Raw genomic sequence first — 14,888 nt, forward strand, 5'->3', positions numbered from 1 at the left:
AACGTTGTCACCGCGTCCAGCCTGGTGCCCGCACGTGATGGCTGTCGGCCGGGACCATGACCAAGCTGTAACGCCGGTTCACTACGCCTGGGGCCCGGAGACGTAGTGGCCGTTCTTGTCGTACGGCCAGGCGTTGGCGACGCATCCGTGCAGGCCCTTGATCTGCTGCATCATGACCGGGGCCAGTTGTCCCGGACCCGCGCAGGTCATGTGCGTGAGGCCCAGGGAGTGCCCCATCTCGTGGTTGATGATCAGCGCCCGGTAGTCGTGGATCGGGCCGTCGAACGTGGGCGAGCCCGTGACCCAGCGCTTGAGGTTCACGACCACCCCGCCGGGGATCTCGCAGTTGTACTCGCCGTGGGTGTCCTGGTGGATGCCCGCCCAGCACAGGGCGTCCGCCGTCCCCGCCGTCGCGATCTTGATCATGAGGTCGTACGACTCCCCCGCGCCCACCAACCGGAACGAGTTGTTCCCGCTGTGGGTCCAGCCCCGGGGGGCGGCGAGTATGTCGGCGATCTCCTCTGCCGCCTGGTCCGGCGAGACGTCGAGCCCTGTCTCGACCTGCACCGCGTAGCGGATCAGATGGGCACCGCGACCGACCTTCGCGCCACCGGCGCGCGCGGTGACGAAGGTGCCGCTGCCCGTCGCGGGGACCTCGGTCTCGGTGGGGGTCGGCGTCGGGGTGGGCGTAGGGGTGGGCGTGGGGGCCGGGGTCGTCCTGTGGGTGATGTGCGGCGTGCTCCGGGGGTGCGGCGCGGCGCTCGACGCGTCGCTGCGTCCGCCGTTCAGGAGGAACGTCGCGGAGCCGACCAGGGCGGCGGCCACCAGCGTGCCGACCAGGAGGCCCCGGCCCCGGCGGCGCTGACGGCGCCGGCGGTGGTTGGTCCGGTGCTGTCCGCCACGGTGGGAGGACCCCTGCTGCGGGCCTCCCCGGTAGGGGGCCCCGGCGCTGCCGGTGGGCGGTGCGGACTCCCGCTCTCGTGCCGAATACATGGCAGCTCAAACTGGTCATTTCAGATGATCGCCATAGGTTCGGATGGTCACGAAAAAATAACGAGTGGCTTCCCGCGACTCCCGTCCGCTCCGCACCGGACCACCGGCCGGCGCACCCTCTATGACCCTTCTGTAACGGCCTCCGGACCGGGCTCTTTTCCAGGGCCGTCACCGAATCCGGTCTGCGTACACTGTCGGCGTGTCGCGAGTCCTTATTGTCGAAGACGACCCAGATGTCCGTAACGCCGTGCAGTTGGCGCTGCGGCACCAGGGGCATGACGTTTTCGCCGCCGGATCAGGCGAGGAGGGGCTGGAACAGCTCCGCCCCTTCCGTCCGGACGTCGTCGTGCTCGACCTCATGCTGCCCGGTATGTCCGGGCTCGACGTGTGCCGGCGGATCAGGAACCGCGACCAGGTGCCGATCATCATGGTGACCGCCAAGGGGGACGACATCGACGTGGTCGTGGGCCTGGAGGCCGGCGCCGACGACTACGTGGTCAAGCCCGTGCAGGCCCGGGTCCTCGACGCCCGAATACGGGCCGTGCTCCGCCGCCAGGACACCGGGTTCGCCGACGGCGTCCGGCCCCGGGCGGAAGCACACGGCGAGCTGGGCATCGACCGCGCCGGGCTCGTGGTGACCCACCACGGTCGACCCGTGGCGCTCGCCCCCTCGGAGCTCCGGCTGCTGCTGACCCTGTCGGCCTCGCCCGGCCAGGTGTTCAGCCGCCAGCAGCTGCTGGAAGCCGTCTGGGAGCACAGCTACCACGGCGACATACGGCTCGTGGACGCCTGCGTGAAGCGCCTGCGCAACAAGCTCGGCGAGCTCGGCGGCGATCCCCAGTACATCCAGACCGTGCGCGGCTTCGGCTACCGGTTCGTCTCCCCGTGAGCGGCAGCAGGTCCGTGCGGGCGCACAAGGCGCGGGGGAAACGGGAGACCGTCGCGGCCGGGCAGGGGTCCGGGCCGGTACGGTTCCTCCGCGCGCTCGTGGCGAAGGCCCCCCTTCCGCTGCGGGGTCTGCGCTCCCGCCTGGTGGTGGCCTTCGCCCTGGTGGCGGTGGCCAGTGCCCTGAGCACCGGCGCCCTGGCCTTCCGGGAGGCGCGTACGGGGGTGCTCCAGCAGAGCCAGGACTCCGTCATCCGGCAGTTCCGGACGAGCGTCGACGCCGTGGCGCAATACACGCCCACGACACCGGACCAGTTGAACCTGCAGACGGCGGTGAACCAGGTGCTGCACGCCAACCAGTCGCAGGGATGGCGGATCATGGCCACCTACGGCAGCCTCCGCGCCTGGTCGACCAGTGCCGACTTCGACAAGATCAGCCCGGCACTGCGCGAGTCCGTGGCGACCCGGCGGGCCGCCGTGTTCCAGCGGGTGACCGCCGACGGACAGCCCTATCTCGTCGTCGGCATGCCGGTCGCGTACGCCGACGACGTCGTTCCGGACAAGGCCTCCTCCGGGCTCTCGGGGATGGTGATGTACCTGGTGGTGCCGCAGAACACCGAAGAGGCCTACGTCAAGGCGATGGTCAGCGGCATCGAGCGGGCCACCCTGGCGGCGCTGTGCCTCGCCGTGGTCCTGGCGCTGCTGGCCGCGAGCGGCGTGCTCCGCCCCGTGCGGGCGTTGCGGCGGGCGACCCGCCGGATGGCCGAGGGGCACCTCGACGTCCGGCTGGCCGTCAACGGGTCCGACGAACTGGCCGACCTGTCGCAGTCCTTCAACGACACGGCGGCCGCGCTGGAGCGGTCGGTCGCGGAGTTGCGCCGGCTGGAGGCCCAGGCGCGCCGCTTCGCCGCGGACGTCTCCCACGAGCTGCGGACACCGCTGGCGGCGATGACGGCGGTCACCGACGTGCTGGACGAGAACGCGCCCCACCTGGACCGCGAGACCGGCGACGCGCTGCGGCTCATCAGTGAGGGGACCAGCCGGCTGAGCGCACTGGTCACCGACCTGATGGAGATCTCCCGCTTCGACGCCGGCGCGGTCGAACTCAACCTGGACGAGGTCGACCTGGCCGAGTCCGTGCGGTACACGCTCGCCTCCCGGGGGTGGCAGGACCGGGTGGAGACCCGCCTGCCCCGGCCGGGCGCGCTCAGGACCCGTGTCGATCCGCGCCGGCTCGACGTGGTGGTCGCCAATCTCGTCGGCAACGCGCTGCGGCACGGCGCGCCGCCGGTACGGCTGACCATGGGCGTGCGGCAGGAGCGAACGGGCACGGCGTGGGCCGTCATCGAGGTGACCGACAGCGGACCCGGGATCGCCGAGGAAGCCATGCCGCACATCTTCGAACGCTTCTACAAAGCGAACACCACACGGACCAGGAGCGAGAGCAGCGGGCTGGGTCTGGCCATCACGGTGGAGAACGTGCACCTGCACGGAGGGCGCATCAGTGCCGCGAACCTGCCCGGCGGCGGCGCCGCCTTCACGGTCGAACTCCCCCTGCACCGCGACTCCGCGGCCGACGACGACGTCACGGCGGGTGCCCGGTGAAGGGCTCGCGCGCGGCGGCGCTGCTCGTCGGGCTGACGGCCGCACTCACCCTGGCGGCGTGCGGCGTCCCCCCGTCCGGTGTCATCCAGGCCGGCGAACCGGCGACCGGCATCCAGGCGCCCCGGCCGAAGCCGGCGGGGCCCGCGATCGCCCCCTTCTACTTCCTGCACAACGGCGAACTGGCGGCCTATCCGCGCAAGTTCGAGAGCCCCGGGGATTTCGCCGGCGTCGTGGGTTCCCTGTTCGACGGACCCACCGCTGCCGAGTCCCTCACGGCCACCACGGAGCTGCCCCGCCTCGGGCCGTCACCGGATGTGACACTCGACGCCGACACCCTCACCATCCGGCTCCCCGACGGGATCGCTCCCCTCAGCCATCCGGCCATGCTGCAGTTGGCGTGCACAGTGGCCCAGGTGCCCGCGGCGACGGCCCCGCTGCCCCCGGGCGTGAGCGGGGGCGCCGCCTCCGTGGATCCTTCGCTCCAGGCGCGAAACACCGCCCCACCGAGCAGCGTCCGTGTGGTCGGCGACGGCTGGACGCTGACGCAGTCGGACGCCCCGTGCCCCAACCGTCCCCAGCAGTAGGGGGCGCGGACGGCGGGCGGCCCGCACAAGGCTCCCGACCGCGGTCGTTCAGCGCCGCAGGAGGGCATTGAGCCGGGCGGCCTGGCGCGTCAGGTGATCGCGCTCGGCGAGGTCGGGTGCCTTCTGGGCCGCCTCCGCGTACAGCCGTGCCGCCGTCGCGAGGTCGCCGTCGCGCTCGTGGAGATGGGCCGCCACCGCGGTGTGGCGGGGCAGGACGTCGTCCAGCGCCGCGAGCGCCGCCAGCCCGGCACGGGGTCCGTCGGCCTCGCCGACGGCGACCGCGCGGTTGAGCCGGACGACCGGGCTGTCGGTCAGGCGCACGAGTTCGTCGTACCACTCGACGATCTGCACCCAGTCGGTCTCCTCGGCGGCGCGCGCGTCGGCGTGGAGTGCCGCGACGGCGGCCTGGGCCTGGAACTCGCCCAGCCGGTCGCGGGCGAGGGCCGCCTGGAGGATCGCGACGCCCTCGGCGATCGCCCCGGTGTCCCACCGGCAGCGGTCCTGCTCGGCGAGCGGCACCAGGCTGCCGTCGGGCGCGGTCCGGGAGGCGCGCCGGGCGTGGTGGAGCAGCATCAGGGCGAGCAGTCCCGCCACTTCGGGGTGGTCGATCGCGGCGGCGAGCTGCCGGGTCAGCCGGATCGCCTCCGCGGCGAGGTCGACGTCGCCGGAGTAGCCCTCGTTGAAGACCAGGTAGAGGACGCGCAGCACGGTGGCGACGTCGCCGGGCTGATCGAGGCGCACGCCGGAGACGGTGCGCTTGGCCCGGCTGATCCGCTGCGCCATCGTCGCCTCGGGCACCAGATAGGCCCGGGCGATCTGGCGGGTGGTGAGCCCGCCCACGGCGCGCAGCGTGAGCGCGACCGCGGACGACGGCGTCAGCGAGGGGTGGGCGCACAGGAAGTACAGCTCGAGGGTGTCGTCCGCCGCGGGCGCGGGGCCGGGTGCCGGCTCCTCGCCGACGAGGTCCTCGCGCCGGCGGCGGGCGGCGTCCGAGCGACCGGCGTCGAGGAACTTACGCCAGGCCACGGTGACCAGCCAGCCCTTCGCGTCCCGCGGCGGGTCGGCCGGCCAGACGCGGACCGCCTCGACCAGGGCGTCCTGCACGGCGTCCTCGGCCGCCGCGAAGTCGGCTCCGCGGCGGACGAGGACGGCGAGCACACTCGGCGTGAGGCTCCGGATCAGGGCCTCGTGCATCGACGAGGTCACTCCGTGATGGTGCAGTGCGACCCCATGAACGGGCGCAGCTCCAGCCACTCGTGGATCGGCTTCCCGCCCGCTCCCGGGGCCGCGGACAGCTCCCCGGCCAGTTCGAGGGCGCGCTCGTAGCTGTCGACGTCGATCACCGTCCAGCCGGCGATGAGGTCCTTGGTCTCGGCGAACGGGCCGTCGGTGACGGGCGGACGACCCTCGCCGTCGTACCGCACCCAGGTCCCCTCGGGGGCGAGGGCCTGGCCGTCGACGTACTCACCGGACTTCTCGAGCCGGGCCGCGAAGTCGTTCATGTACTGCACGTGCGCGGAGATCTCCTCCGGCGTCCACTGGTCCATGCGCACGTCGTTGACCGCGGCCGGGGCGCCCCGGTAGTGCTTGAGCAGCAGGTACTTGGCCATGGTGGTTCTCCTCGGTCCTGGTGCGACCCATTGTGGTCACGTTCACCGCTGGGACGGAGCCGGCCACGGATTCTCGACACGGATCCGGGGGCGGATCTCCCGCGCGCCTCACTGCCCCGGTGGCTGCGGTTGCGGCAGGCGCAGTCCGGCGACCAGAAGCCCGACCAGCAGGCGCGGGTCGTAGCGGGGATCGTTCTCCGCGCCGATGCACAGGTTCCCGGCGCCGCGCATGAGCTGGTAGGCGTCCATGTCGGTGCGGATCTGCCCGGCGGCGGCCGCGGCGTCGAGCAGATCGGTGCACACGGGCACGAGCCGGTCGAGGAAGTACGCGTGCAGGGTCTGGAAGTCGGCGTTGTCGGACTGCAGCACGGCGGCGAGGCCGTGCTTGGTCACCAGGAAGTCGACAAAGAGATCGATCCATTGCCCCAGCGCGGCGTACGGGGTCGCGGCGGCGGCCAGCAGGGCCGGACCGGCCTCGGCGCACGCCTCCACCTGGTGCCGGTAGACGGCGACGATGAGATCCGCCCGGGTGGGGAAGTGGCGGTAGATCGTGCCCGTCCCGACGCCGGCCCTGGCCGCGATGTCGCGCACCGGCGCCTCGACGCCCGCCGTGACGAAGATCGCGGCGGCCGCGTCGAGCAGCGTCTCCTTGTTGCGCCGGGCGTCCGCCCGCTTGGGCCGGGCCGCGCGCCCCGGGTTCTCGTCGCTGTCGTCCACCGCGGCGTCCTTCCGCTTCCGAGCCGTGCTTGCTAAACGGAACGTCGTTCCGTATCTTTAACGGAACCGGGTTCCGCTTGCTCATGATGGCAGAGCAGGGGGCCCACAACCAAGCCGCTCCAGAGGAGACACGGTCATGCAGTACCGCACCTTGGGCCGCACCGGTGTGCAGGTCAGCTCGCTCGCGCTCGGCGCGATGAACTTCGGCGCGATCGGACGCACCACGCAGGAGGAGGCCACCGCGATCGTCGACGCCGCCTTGGAGGGCGGGATCAATGTCATCGACACCGCCGACATGTACAGCGACGGCCAGTCGGAGGAGATGGTCGGCAAGGCCGTCGCCGGCCGCCGCGACGACATCGTGCTGGCGACGAAGGCCACCATGCCGATGGGCGACGAGCGCAACCACCGGGGCAGTTCACGCCGCTGGCTGGTCACCGAGCTCGACAGCAGCCTGCGCCGCCTCGGTGTCGACCACGTCGATCTGTACCAGATCCACCGGTGGGACCCGACCACCAGCGACGAGGAGACGCTCTCGGCCCTGACCGACCTGCAACGCGCGGGGAAGATCCGCTACTTCGGCTCCTCGACCTTCCCGGCCCACCGCATCGTGCAGGCGCAGTGGGCCGCCCGGGAGCACCGCCTGAGCCGTTACGTCACCGAGCAGCCCAGCTACTCGATCCTGCAGCGCGGCATCGAGGCCCACGTCCTGCCCGTGACCGAGGAGTACGGCCTCGGCGTGCTGGCGTGGAGCCCGCTGGCCTCGGGCTGGTTGTCGGGGGCGGTCCGTGAGGGCCGGGAGATCACCACCAGCCGTGCGGCGCTGCTCCCCCAGCGTTTCGACCTCAGCGTCCCGTCCAACCGTGCCCGGCTCGACGCGGTGGAGCGGCTGGCCGAGGTCGCCGACGGCGCCGGTCTGACGATGATCCAGCTCGCACTCGGATTCGTGACCGCGCACCCCGGCGTGACCAGCGCGCTCATCGGCCCCCGCACGCTGGACCACCTGCACACGCAACTCGCCGCCGCGGACACCGTGCTCCCGGCCGACGTGCTCGACGCGATCGATGCGATCGTGCCGCCCGGCGTCGACCTCGCCCCGCACGAGAAGTTCGACACCCCGCCCGCCCTGCTCGACGCGTCGCTGCGGCGCCGCTGACCGCTCGGCCGGGCAGCGCGGTCCTGCGCGGCGTCACCGGCGGCGGGCTCTCCACAGGCCGCCGAGCCGCCGACGCGGCCGCCTCTTCGCCGCCGGTACGCGGCGGGAGGTCCCGTCGTCGCGCCGCCCCGGCCGCCCGGACCGCCAGGGATCGTCGGGCGACATCACGGGCACCTTGCGCCGCGCCTGCGCCTGGATCTCCTGGTGCGCGTCGTGCGCCGTCACCTGGAACGCTTCCTCGTAGGAGGCCATGGCCGCCCGGACGGCCGAACCGGCGGCACCCCGGCGGCGGACCACCGTCGCCAGCCAGGTGAAGAGCCCCATGACCGCGGCCAGGCAGACCACGAGGAGCAGGTACGGCACGAACGGTCCCATGAGCCCAGCGTATCCACGGCGACCGGGAAGGGACGCGGGCTCCGTACACGCCACCGGCGTCCGGGACGGCCCGACGGGGCCGTCCCGGACGCCGGGACGTCAGACGGTCGAAACGCTCGGCGGTCGGACGCTCAGACGAGGTCGAACCGGTCGAGGTCCATGACCTTGACCCACGCCGCGACGAAGTCGCCCACGAACTTCTCCTTCGCGTCGTCGCTCGCGTAGACCTCGGCGAGCGCGCGCAGCTCGGAGTTGGAGCCGAAGACGAGGTCGGCACGGCTGCCCGTCCACGTGACCTCGCCCGTGGCGGAGTCGCGGCCCTCGAAGGTGTTCGCGTCCTCCGACGTCGCCTTCCACACCGTGCCCATGTCGAGCAGGTTGACGAAGAAGTCGTTGGTCAGCGACCCGGGGGTCGTGGTGAGCACACCGAGGGAGGACTGCTGGTAGTTGGCGCCCAGGACGCGCAGGCCGCCGACCAGGACGGTCAGCTCGGGGGCGCTCAGGGTCAGCAGGTTGGCCCGGTCGATCAGCAGGTACTCGGCGGGCAGCCGGTTGCCCTTGCCGAGGTAGTTGCGGAAGCCGTCGGCCTTCGGCTCCAGCGCCGCGAACGACTCCGTGTCGGTCTGCTCCTGCGCGGCGTCCACGCGCCCCGGCGTGAAGGGGACCTCGACGGCGAAGCCCGCCTCCTTGGCGGCCTGCTCGACGCCCACACCACCGGCGAGGACGATCAGGTCGGCGAACGAGATCCCCTTGCCGTCGGTCCGGCCGGCGTTGAAGGACTGCTGGACGCCCTCCAGGGTGCGCAGCACGGTCGCGAGCTCGTCCGGCTCGTTGACCTCCCAGCCGCTCTGCGGCTGCAGGCGGATGCGTGCGCCGTTGGCACCGCCGCGCTTGTCGCTGCCGCGGAAGGACGAGGCCGACGCCCACGCGGTGGACACCAGCTGGGAGACCGACAGACCCGAGTCGAGGACCAGGCTCTTGAGGGCCGCGACGTCCGCGGCGTCGACGCGGCCGTGGGTCACGGCGGGCAGCGGGTCCTGCCACAGCAGCGTCTCGGCGGGGACCTCGGAGCCGAGGTAGCGGACGACCGGGCCCATGTCACGGTGCGTCAGCTTGAACCAGGCGCGGGCGAAGGCGTCCGCGAACTCGGCGGGGTTCTCCAGGAAGCGGCGCGAGATCTGCTCGTAGGCCGGGTCGACGCGCAGCGACAGGTCGGTCGTCAGCATCGTCGGGGCGTGCGTCCTCGACGCGTCGTGGGCGTCGGGGACGGTGCCCGAGCCCGCCCCGTCCTTCGGCCGCCACTGGTTCGCGCCCGCGGGGCTCTGGAACAGCTCCCACTCGTAGCCGAAGAGGATCTCGAAGAAGCTGTTGTCCCAGGTGATCGGGGTGTTGGTCCAGATGCCCTCGAGACCGCTGGTGATGGCGTCGCCACCCTTGCCGGTGCCGAAGCTGTTCTTCCAGCCGAGGCCCTGCTCCTCGATCGACGCCGCCTCGGGGTCGGCGCCGACGCTGTCGGCCGGGCCGGCGCCGTGGGTCTTGCCGAAGGTGTGACCGCCCGCGATCAGGGCGACCGTCTCCTCGTCGTTCATCGCCATCCGGCGGAAGGTCTCACGGATGTCGCGGGCCGCGGCGAGCGGGTCCGGGGTGCCGTTGGGGCCCTCGGGGTTGACGTAGATGAGGCCCATCTGCACGGCGCCGAGGGGATTCTCCAGCTCACGGTCGCCGGTGTAGCGCTCGTCGCCGAGCCACGTGGTCTCGGGGCCCCAGTAGACGTCCTCGTCGGGCTCCCAGACGTCCGCGCGGCCGCCGGCGAAGCCGAAGGTCTCGAAGCCCATCGACTCCAGGGCGACGTTGCCCGCGAGGATCATCAGGTCGGCCCACGACAGGTTCTGGCCGTACTTCTTCTTGACCGGCCACAGCAGGCGGCGGGCCTTGTCGAGGTTGCCGTTGTCCGGCCAGCTGTTGAGGGGCGCGAAGCGCTGCTGCCCGGCGCCGGCGCCACCGCGGCCGTCGCTGATGCGGTAGGTGCCCGCGCTGTGCCACGCCATGCGGATGATGAACGGACCGTAGTGGCCGAAGTCGGCGGGCCACCAGTCCTGCGAGGTCGTCAGGACCTCGGCGATGTCGCGCTTCACCGCGGGCAGGTCCAGGCCCTGGAACGCCGCGGCGTAGTCGAAGTCGCCACCGAGCGGGTTGGCCACGGCGGGGTTCTTGGCGAGGATCTTCAGGTTGAGCCGCTCCGGCCACCACTGGCGGTTGCCGCCGCCCTGCGTCGGGTGCGGCGCGCGCCCGTGGGCGACGGGGCAGCCCCCTCCGCCCTCCGTCTTGGCATCGACGACGATGGCGTCATGGTTCTCAGACATGGGAATCCTTCCGGACCAGGCGGATCACGGTGCTCAGGCACTGCGGGCGGCAGGACAGCGGGGGCAGGGGGCCTCGCCGGTCGTACGACCGGGGCCGGCCGCGGCGCACGGGACGCGTCGCGACGGGCACGCGGACGCCCTCAGCCACGGCTCGGCAGGACGACAGGGCCCGTTCCGGAGCCGGGAGGGCACGCCGGGCCGGCACCGCGCAGTCCGCCGGCGGTGATCCCGTCACGTCCCTGTCTCCTGCCGTGCTGGGGGCTTCCCGTCCCTTGGCTATTGCCGGAACCGATCCTACGATGGACGCTGTCCAAGTCAAGAAGCGAGCCAACCCCCACGCCGTTCGCACCGGCACCGGGACGTCCACTGGTAAATTTCGGGTATCCCATCGAACCTGAACAGGTGAACCGACATGAGTGACCTGCTGGAGCGACTGCGCGGACGCGGCTGGCGGATGACCTCCCAGCGGCGTGTCGTTGCGGAGGTCCTCGACGGCGACCACGTGCACCTCACGGCCGACGAGGTGCACGCCCGCGCGGCACGGCGACTGCCGGAGATCTCCCGGGCGACCGTCTACAACACCCTGGGGGAACTGGTCTCCCTCGGCGAGGTGATAGAGGTCGCCACGGACGGCCGCGCCAAGCGGTACGACCCCAACGCGCACCGGCCGCACCAGCACCTGGTGTGCTCCGACTGCGGCACGGTCCGCGACGTCCACCCGACCGGCGATCCGCTGGCCGACCTGCCCGCGGAGGAACGGTTCGGCTTCATGGTGTCCGACGTCGAGGTCACCTACCGCGGACTCTGCCCGTCCTGCGCCTAGCCGGACCGATGTGAGCCCTGCTCAGGCCGAACGGCGCGCCCATGGCGCGCCGTTCGCGTTTACCCCCGGGTCGCCTAGTAGTAGTGGCGACGGCCGCCGATGGCGTGCCCCAGGGCTCCCAGCACCCAGAGGACGAGCCCGATGACCACGAGGATGATCCCGATGGTCCACAGGATCGAGATTCCCAGCAGGAACCCGATGATCAGCAGGATGACGCCGAGTACGATCATGATGCCCTCCGTTGGTCGATGTCACGACGCCCGGTTCCGCACGGTGCGAGCGGCATTCGCTCCGTGGCGCCACCGGCACTCGCCCGACTCCTGTGCACCTCGACGAGGTGCCTGTCCCGCCGTTCCGGCGTGCTGCGCGACCGTGCGGTCATCGAAATCACCTCATTCACCACATTTCGTCCCTATCGGGCGACTACCCCCCTTCGCGCGGATCATCCCTGTCCCGATGCGGGCACTTCCCGAGGGCCACCGGTGCGGAGCGAGTCGGCGGTCCCCGGGTCCACGGCCGCCGGATTGGACCTGGTCCGCGGCTTCACACTCCGCCTAGGCTCACGCCATGCGGATTCGAATCGTCGACGCCTTCACCGACCTGCCCTTCGCGGGCAATCCGGCCGGCGTGCTGCTGCTGCCCGACGCGGACGCCTTCCCCGCGGACGCGTGGCTCCAGTCCGTGGCCGCCGAGCTCAACCTCTCCGAGACCGCCTTCGCCCACCCGACGCCCGGCGCCCCCGACGCCGACTGGGCGCTGCGCTGGTTCACCCCGGCGGCCGAGGTGAACATGTGCGGGCACGCCACGCTGGCCACGGCCCACGCGCTGCACGCCGGCGGGGCGGCCACCGGCACCGTGCGGTTCAGCGCCCGCTGCGGGGTGCTGACCACGACCACGGCGGCGGACGGCACGATCACGATGGACTTCCCCACCGCGCCGCTGACACCGGTCGAGGTGCCCGCCGGTGTCGCCGCGGCGATCGGCGCCGACGTCCTGTCGGCCCACGGGACCGGTGCGGACGTGGGCGACCTGCTGGTCGAGGTGGCCGACGAGAAAACGGTCCGGGCCCTCACCCCGGACCCGGCGAAGGTGGCCGCGCTGCCGTCGCAGCGGGGCCTGATCGTCACGGCGCCGGCCGAGTCGCCCGCCACCGAGGGGTACGACTTCGTCTCGCGGTGCTTCTTCCCCGCCCTCGGCATCCCGGAGGACCCGGTCACGGGCAGCGCGCACACCGCCCTCGCCCCGTTCTGGGCGGCACGGCTGGGCCTCGACGAGCTGACCGGACTGCAGGCCTCCACCCGCGGCGGACGGGTCCGCACGGCGCTCCGGGGCGACCGCGTCCTGCTCACCGGCCGGGCGGTGACGGTGGTCGAGGGCGAGCTGCACGCACGCCCCTGACCCGCCGCACGCTCACCCGGTGGGCAGCCAGCCGACCTTGCCCGCCAGCACCGCGTACCCGACGAACGCCACGATGTCGATCAGCGAGTGGGCCGCCACCAGCGGGCCCACCCGCCCCCAGCGGCGGTAGAGCAGCACGAACACGACGCCCATCGCCATGTTGCCGAGCAGCCCGCCGATGCCCTGGTACAGGTGGTACGAGCCGCGCAGTACGCTGCTCGCGACCAGCGCCCCCATGGGCGTCCAGCCCAACTGGCCGAGCCGGCGCAGCAGATAGCCGACGACGATCACTTCTTCGAGCACGGCGTTCTGGATCGCGGAGGCGATGAGGACAGGGATCTTCCACCACACGTCCGGCAGGGACTCGGGCACGACCGTCAGATTGGCCCCCGAGGCCCGGGCGCCCAGGTAGAACACCAGCCCCGTGCCACCGATGACAGCGGCGACGACCGCCCCGCGCAGTACGTCGGAACGCGGTCGCCGCAGGTCGAACCCGATGACGGGCATGCCCGTGCCCTCCCGCGCCAGCAGGTGGGCGACGAGTGCCACCGGGACCAGCGCGGTGGCGATGCCGAACAGCTGCCAGGCCAGGTCCAGCCACGGCCGCCCCGGCGCCTGCGTGCCCACCAGGGTGGCGGCCTGGTCCTTCAGCCCGCCGGGTTTGGTCACGGAGCCGATGAAGCTGATGAGCGCCGAGAGCGCGCTGGCGCCGAGCGACAGCGCGAGCACCAGCAAGGTCTCGCTGCGCAGCGTGCGCCGCTCCAGTCCGCCGGCGTCACCGTTCCCGGCGCCGCCCGCGTCGATCGTTCTGCCGTCCACAGAGCCCTCCACGCGCGCCATCCTGCCTCATCGGCCCGGTGGGCGGCGCGAGCGGGGGCGGGCTCAGGGCTCCACGGGCCACTCGTGGACGGGCGCCCCGTCCTGCATCAGCTCGCAGTAGCGCACGGTCATCGCGGCCAGCGCACGCTGCCGGTCCAGTCCGCGGTCCAGTTCCCGGTGGAAGACGGCGGCCTGCCACTCGGCGCCGTTGGTACGGCGGCGGCAACGGCCTTCGATGATCCCGAGGTAGTGGTCCCGGTCCACCGGGTCGATGCCCCAGCCGTCCAGCCCGGCGGCGGCCATCGGCAGCAGTTCCTCCCGCACGAGTTCGACGACGGGCACCTCGATGGTCCCGCTGCCGCGCGACGACCTGGGCCAGCGCAGTACGGCCTCGATGCCGTGGCGGCAGGCCTCGTCGAAGTTGGACGCCGCGGCGGCGAACGGCAGCCGCGTCCAGACCGGGCGCGGCGCCTCCGCGAGAGCCCGCACCAGGCCGTAGTAGAAGGCGGTGTTGGCGACCACGTCGGCGACGGTGGGGCCGGCGGGCATCACCCGGTTCTCCACCCGCAGATGGGGGACGCCGTCGACGACCGCGTAGACCGGGCGGTTCCAGCGGTAGATCGTCCCGTTGTGCAGGGTGAGTTCCTTCAGGTGCGGCACCCCGCCCTCGTCCAGGACGTGCAGCGGGTCCTCGTCCTCGCAGATCGGCAGCAGGGAGGGGAAGTAGCGCACGTTCTCGGCGAACAGGTCGTAGGCGGAGTCGATCCAGCGCTCGCCGAACCAGGTCAACGGCCGCACGCCCTGGGCGCGGTGCTCCTCGGGACGGGTGTCCGTCGCCTGCTGGAAGAGCGTCGGGCGGGTCTCCCGCCACAGCTCCCGGCCGAACAGGAACGGGGAGTTGGCGCCCAGCGCGACCTGCGGCCCGGCCACCACCTGCGCGGCGTTCCAGACCGCGGCGAAGCGGGCCGGGGTGACCTGCAGGTGCATCTGCATCGAGGTGCACGCGGCCTCGGGCGCGATGGAGCCGGACGTGCTGGTCAGGCGTTCCACGCCGGCGATGTCGAGCGTGATGTCCTCGCCGCGGGCGGCCAGGATGCGGTCGTTGAGGAGCGTGTAGCGGTCGACGCGGGAAAGATTGGCGCCCACCAGGTCCTGCGCGCCGAGCGTGGGCAGGATTCCCACCATCACGATCTGGGCGCCGACCTCCCGGGCTTTTCTGTCGGCATATCCCAGTGCCATGCGCAACTCTTCGGCGAGGCGGTCCAGCACCCGTCCGGAAAGCCGGTGCGGAGCGATGTTCACTTCGATGTTGAACTGTGCGAGCTCGGTCTGGAAATCACGGCTCGCGATGCGCTCGAGCACTTCCTCGTTCATCATGCGCGGCAGACCGTCGCGGTCCGTCAGATTGAGTTCGATCTCCAGCCCCATGAGATTTCGGGGACGGTCGAACCGCTTCTCCTCCAGCAGCCGCTCCAGCCCCAGCAGGCACTGCTTGAGCTTCCTGCGGTAGCGCTGGCGGTCGGAGAGGTCGAACCCCGTGGCTGCGACCTTTTCCCCCAT

General features: G+C 72.0%; 15 protein-coding genes. 6 read left to right on the top strand and 9 right to left on the bottom strand.

Annotation, left to right across the window (positions count from 1 at the left end; genetic code table 11):
- Positions 1–81 precede the first annotated feature (81 nt).
- On the bottom strand, positions 82–993 hold the full coding sequence (locus ACFYXS_RS15060) for a DUF3152 domain-containing protein (protein ID WP_389247909.1): 912 nt from the start codon (positions 991–993) through the stop codon (positions 82–84).
- Between the two features lie 199 nt (positions 994–1,192).
- Here ACFYXS_RS15060 and ACFYXS_RS15065 point away from each other — a divergent pair, with 199 nt between their 5' ends.
- The 3 genes from ACFYXS_RS15065 to ACFYXS_RS15075 all read left to right on the top strand — a co-directional run bounded on the left by ACFYXS_RS15065 (position 1,193) and on the right by ACFYXS_RS15075 (position 4,067).
- Positions 1,193–1,882: a response regulator gene (locus tag ACFYXS_RS15065; protein ID WP_389247911.1), complete on the top strand. Its 690-nt coding sequence runs from the start codon at positions 1,193–1,195 to the stop codon at positions 1,880–1,882.
- Between the two features lie 98 nt (positions 1,883–1,980).
- Positions 1,981–3,483, top strand: coding sequence for an ATP-binding protein (locus ACFYXS_RS15070; RefSeq protein ID WP_389247995.1), 1,503 nt, complete (start codon positions 1,981–1,983; stop codon positions 3,481–3,483).
- A complete protein-coding gene (locus ACFYXS_RS15075) occupies positions 3,480–4,067 on the top strand; it encodes a hypothetical protein (protein WP_389247913.1) in 588 nt (195 codons plus the stop codon). The genes ACFYXS_RS15070 and ACFYXS_RS15075 overlap by 4 nt, the downstream gene beginning before the upstream one ends.
- Positions 4,068–4,115: 48 nt before the next feature.
- Here the strand turns inward: ACFYXS_RS15075 and ACFYXS_RS15080 are convergent, their stop codons facing one another.
- The 3 genes from ACFYXS_RS15080 to ACFYXS_RS15090 form a co-directional block, all read right to left on the bottom strand.
- Complete coding sequence (locus ACFYXS_RS15080) at positions 4,116–5,261, bottom strand: RNA polymerase sigma factor (RefSeq protein ID WP_389247997.1); 1,146 nt, start codon at positions 5,259–5,261, stop codon at positions 4,116–4,118.
- Positions 5,262–5,269: 8 nt separating this feature from the next.
- The gene (locus ACFYXS_RS15085) at positions 5,270–5,677 is read right to left on the bottom strand and encodes a YciI family protein (RefSeq protein WP_389247915.1); all 408 of its coding nucleotides are present in this window, start codon (positions 5,675–5,677) and stop codon (positions 5,270–5,272) included.
- Positions 5,678–5,785: 108 nt separating this feature from the next.
- Entirely contained in the window at positions 5,786–6,394 is a 609-nt protein-coding gene (locus ACFYXS_RS15090) for a TetR/AcrR family transcriptional regulator (RefSeq protein ID WP_389247917.1), read from the bottom strand.
- 136 nt (positions 6,395–6,530) lie between these two features.
- Here ACFYXS_RS15090 and ACFYXS_RS15095 point away from each other — a divergent pair, with 136 nt between their 5' ends.
- Positions 6,531–7,550, top strand: a complete 1,020-nt coding sequence (locus tag ACFYXS_RS15095) for an aldo/keto reductase (RefSeq protein WP_389247919.1) — start codon at positions 6,531–6,533, stop codon at positions 7,548–7,550.
- Positions 7,551–7,583: 33 nt separating this feature from the next.
- Here ACFYXS_RS15095 and ACFYXS_RS15100 read toward each other — a convergent pair whose 3' ends face one another.
- Together ACFYXS_RS15100 and katG are read right to left on the bottom strand one after the other, a co-directional pair.
- On the bottom strand, positions 7,584–7,925 hold the full coding sequence (locus ACFYXS_RS15100) for a hypothetical protein (protein WP_389247921.1): 342 nt from the start codon (positions 7,923–7,925) through the stop codon (positions 7,584–7,586).
- Between the two features lie 131 nt (positions 7,926–8,056).
- Entirely contained in the window at positions 8,057–10,288 is a 2,232-nt protein-coding gene (gene katG, locus ACFYXS_RS15105; RefSeq protein WP_389247923.1) for a catalase/peroxidase HPI, read from the bottom strand.
- A gap of 412 nt (positions 10,289–10,700) precedes the next feature.
- Here katG and ACFYXS_RS15110 point away from each other — a divergent pair, with 412 nt between their 5' ends.
- Positions 10,701–11,111, top strand: coding sequence for a Fur family transcriptional regulator (locus ACFYXS_RS15110; protein WP_389247925.1), 411 nt, complete (start codon positions 10,701–10,703; stop codon positions 11,109–11,111).
- A 74-nt stretch (positions 11,112–11,185) separates the two neighbouring features.
- Here the strand turns inward: ACFYXS_RS15110 and ACFYXS_RS15115 are convergent, their stop codons facing one another.
- Positions 11,186–11,341 carry a DUF6131 family protein gene (locus tag ACFYXS_RS15115; protein ID WP_389247927.1) on the bottom strand — a complete coding sequence of 52 codons (156 nt, stop codon included), beginning with the start codon at positions 11,339–11,341 and terminating at the stop codon, positions 11,186–11,188.
- 337 nt (positions 11,342–11,678) lie between these two features.
- Between ACFYXS_RS15115 and ACFYXS_RS15120 the strand changes: the two genes are divergently transcribed.
- Positions 11,679–12,509: a PhzF family phenazine biosynthesis protein gene (locus ACFYXS_RS15120; protein ID WP_389247930.1), complete on the top strand. Its 831-nt coding sequence runs from the start codon at positions 11,679–11,681 to the stop codon at positions 12,507–12,509.
- Positions 12,510–12,521: 12 nt separating this feature from the next.
- Here the strand turns inward: ACFYXS_RS15120 and ACFYXS_RS15125 are convergent, their stop codons facing one another.
- The gene (locus ACFYXS_RS15125; protein WP_389247932.1) at positions 12,522–13,349 is read right to left on the bottom strand and encodes a CPBP family intramembrane glutamic endopeptidase; all 828 of its coding nucleotides are present in this window, start codon (positions 13,347–13,349) and stop codon (positions 12,522–12,524) included.
- 42 nt (positions 13,350–13,391) lie between these two features.
- Positions 13,392–14,888 carry a glutamate--cysteine ligase gene (locus ACFYXS_RS15130; RefSeq protein ID WP_389247934.1) on the bottom strand — a complete coding sequence of 499 codons (1,497 nt, stop codon included), beginning with the start codon at positions 14,886–14,888 and terminating at the stop codon, positions 13,392–13,394.

This window comes from Streptomyces sp. NPDC002574 (assembly GCF_042889545.1).
Lineage (GTDB): Bacteria > Actinomycetota > Actinomycetes > Streptomycetales > Streptomycetaceae > Actinacidiphila.

Excerpts from the sequence above, each read along its gene's own strand:
- ACFYXS_RS15080 (WP_389247997.1), bottom strand. The coding sequence starts at position 5,261 with ATGCACGAGGCCCTGATCCGGAGCCTCACGCCGAGTGTGCTCGCCGTC.
- ACFYXS_RS15085 (WP_389247915.1), bottom strand. The coding sequence starts at position 5,677 with ATGGCCAAGTACCTGCTGCTCAAGCACTACCGGGGCGCCCCGGCCGCG.
- ACFYXS_RS15130 (WP_389247934.1), bottom strand. The coding sequence starts at position 14,888 with ATGGGGGAAAAGGTCGCAGCCACGGGGTTCGACCTCTCCGACCGCCAG.
- ACFYXS_RS15115 (WP_389247927.1), bottom strand. The coding sequence starts at position 11,341 with ATGATCGTACTCGGCGTCATCCTGCTGATCATCGGGTTCCTGCTGGGA.
- ACFYXS_RS15100 (WP_389247921.1), bottom strand. The coding sequence starts at position 7,925 with ATGGGACCGTTCGTGCCGTACCTGCTCCTCGTGGTCTGCCTGGCCGCG.
- ACFYXS_RS15095 (WP_389247919.1), top strand. The coding sequence starts at position 6,531 with ATGCAGTACCGCACCTTGGGCCGCACCGGTGTGCAGGTCAGCTCGCTC.
- ACFYXS_RS15060 (WP_389247909.1), bottom strand. The coding sequence starts at position 993 with ATGTATTCGGCACGAGAGCGGGAGTCCGCACCGCCCACCGGCAGCGCC.
- ACFYXS_RS15110 (WP_389247925.1), top strand. The coding sequence starts at position 10,701 with ATGAGTGACCTGCTGGAGCGACTGCGCGGACGCGGCTGGCGGATGACC.
- katG (WP_389247923.1), bottom strand. The coding sequence starts at position 10,288 with ATGTCTGAGAACCATGACGCCATCGTCGTCGATGCCAAGACGGAGGGC.
- ACFYXS_RS15125 (WP_389247932.1), bottom strand. The coding sequence starts at position 13,349 with ATGGCGCGCGTGGAGGGCTCTGTGGACGGCAGAACGATCGACGCGGGC.
- ACFYXS_RS15120 (WP_389247930.1), top strand. The coding sequence starts at position 11,679 with ATGCGGATTCGAATCGTCGACGCCTTCACCGACCTGCCCTTCGCGGGC.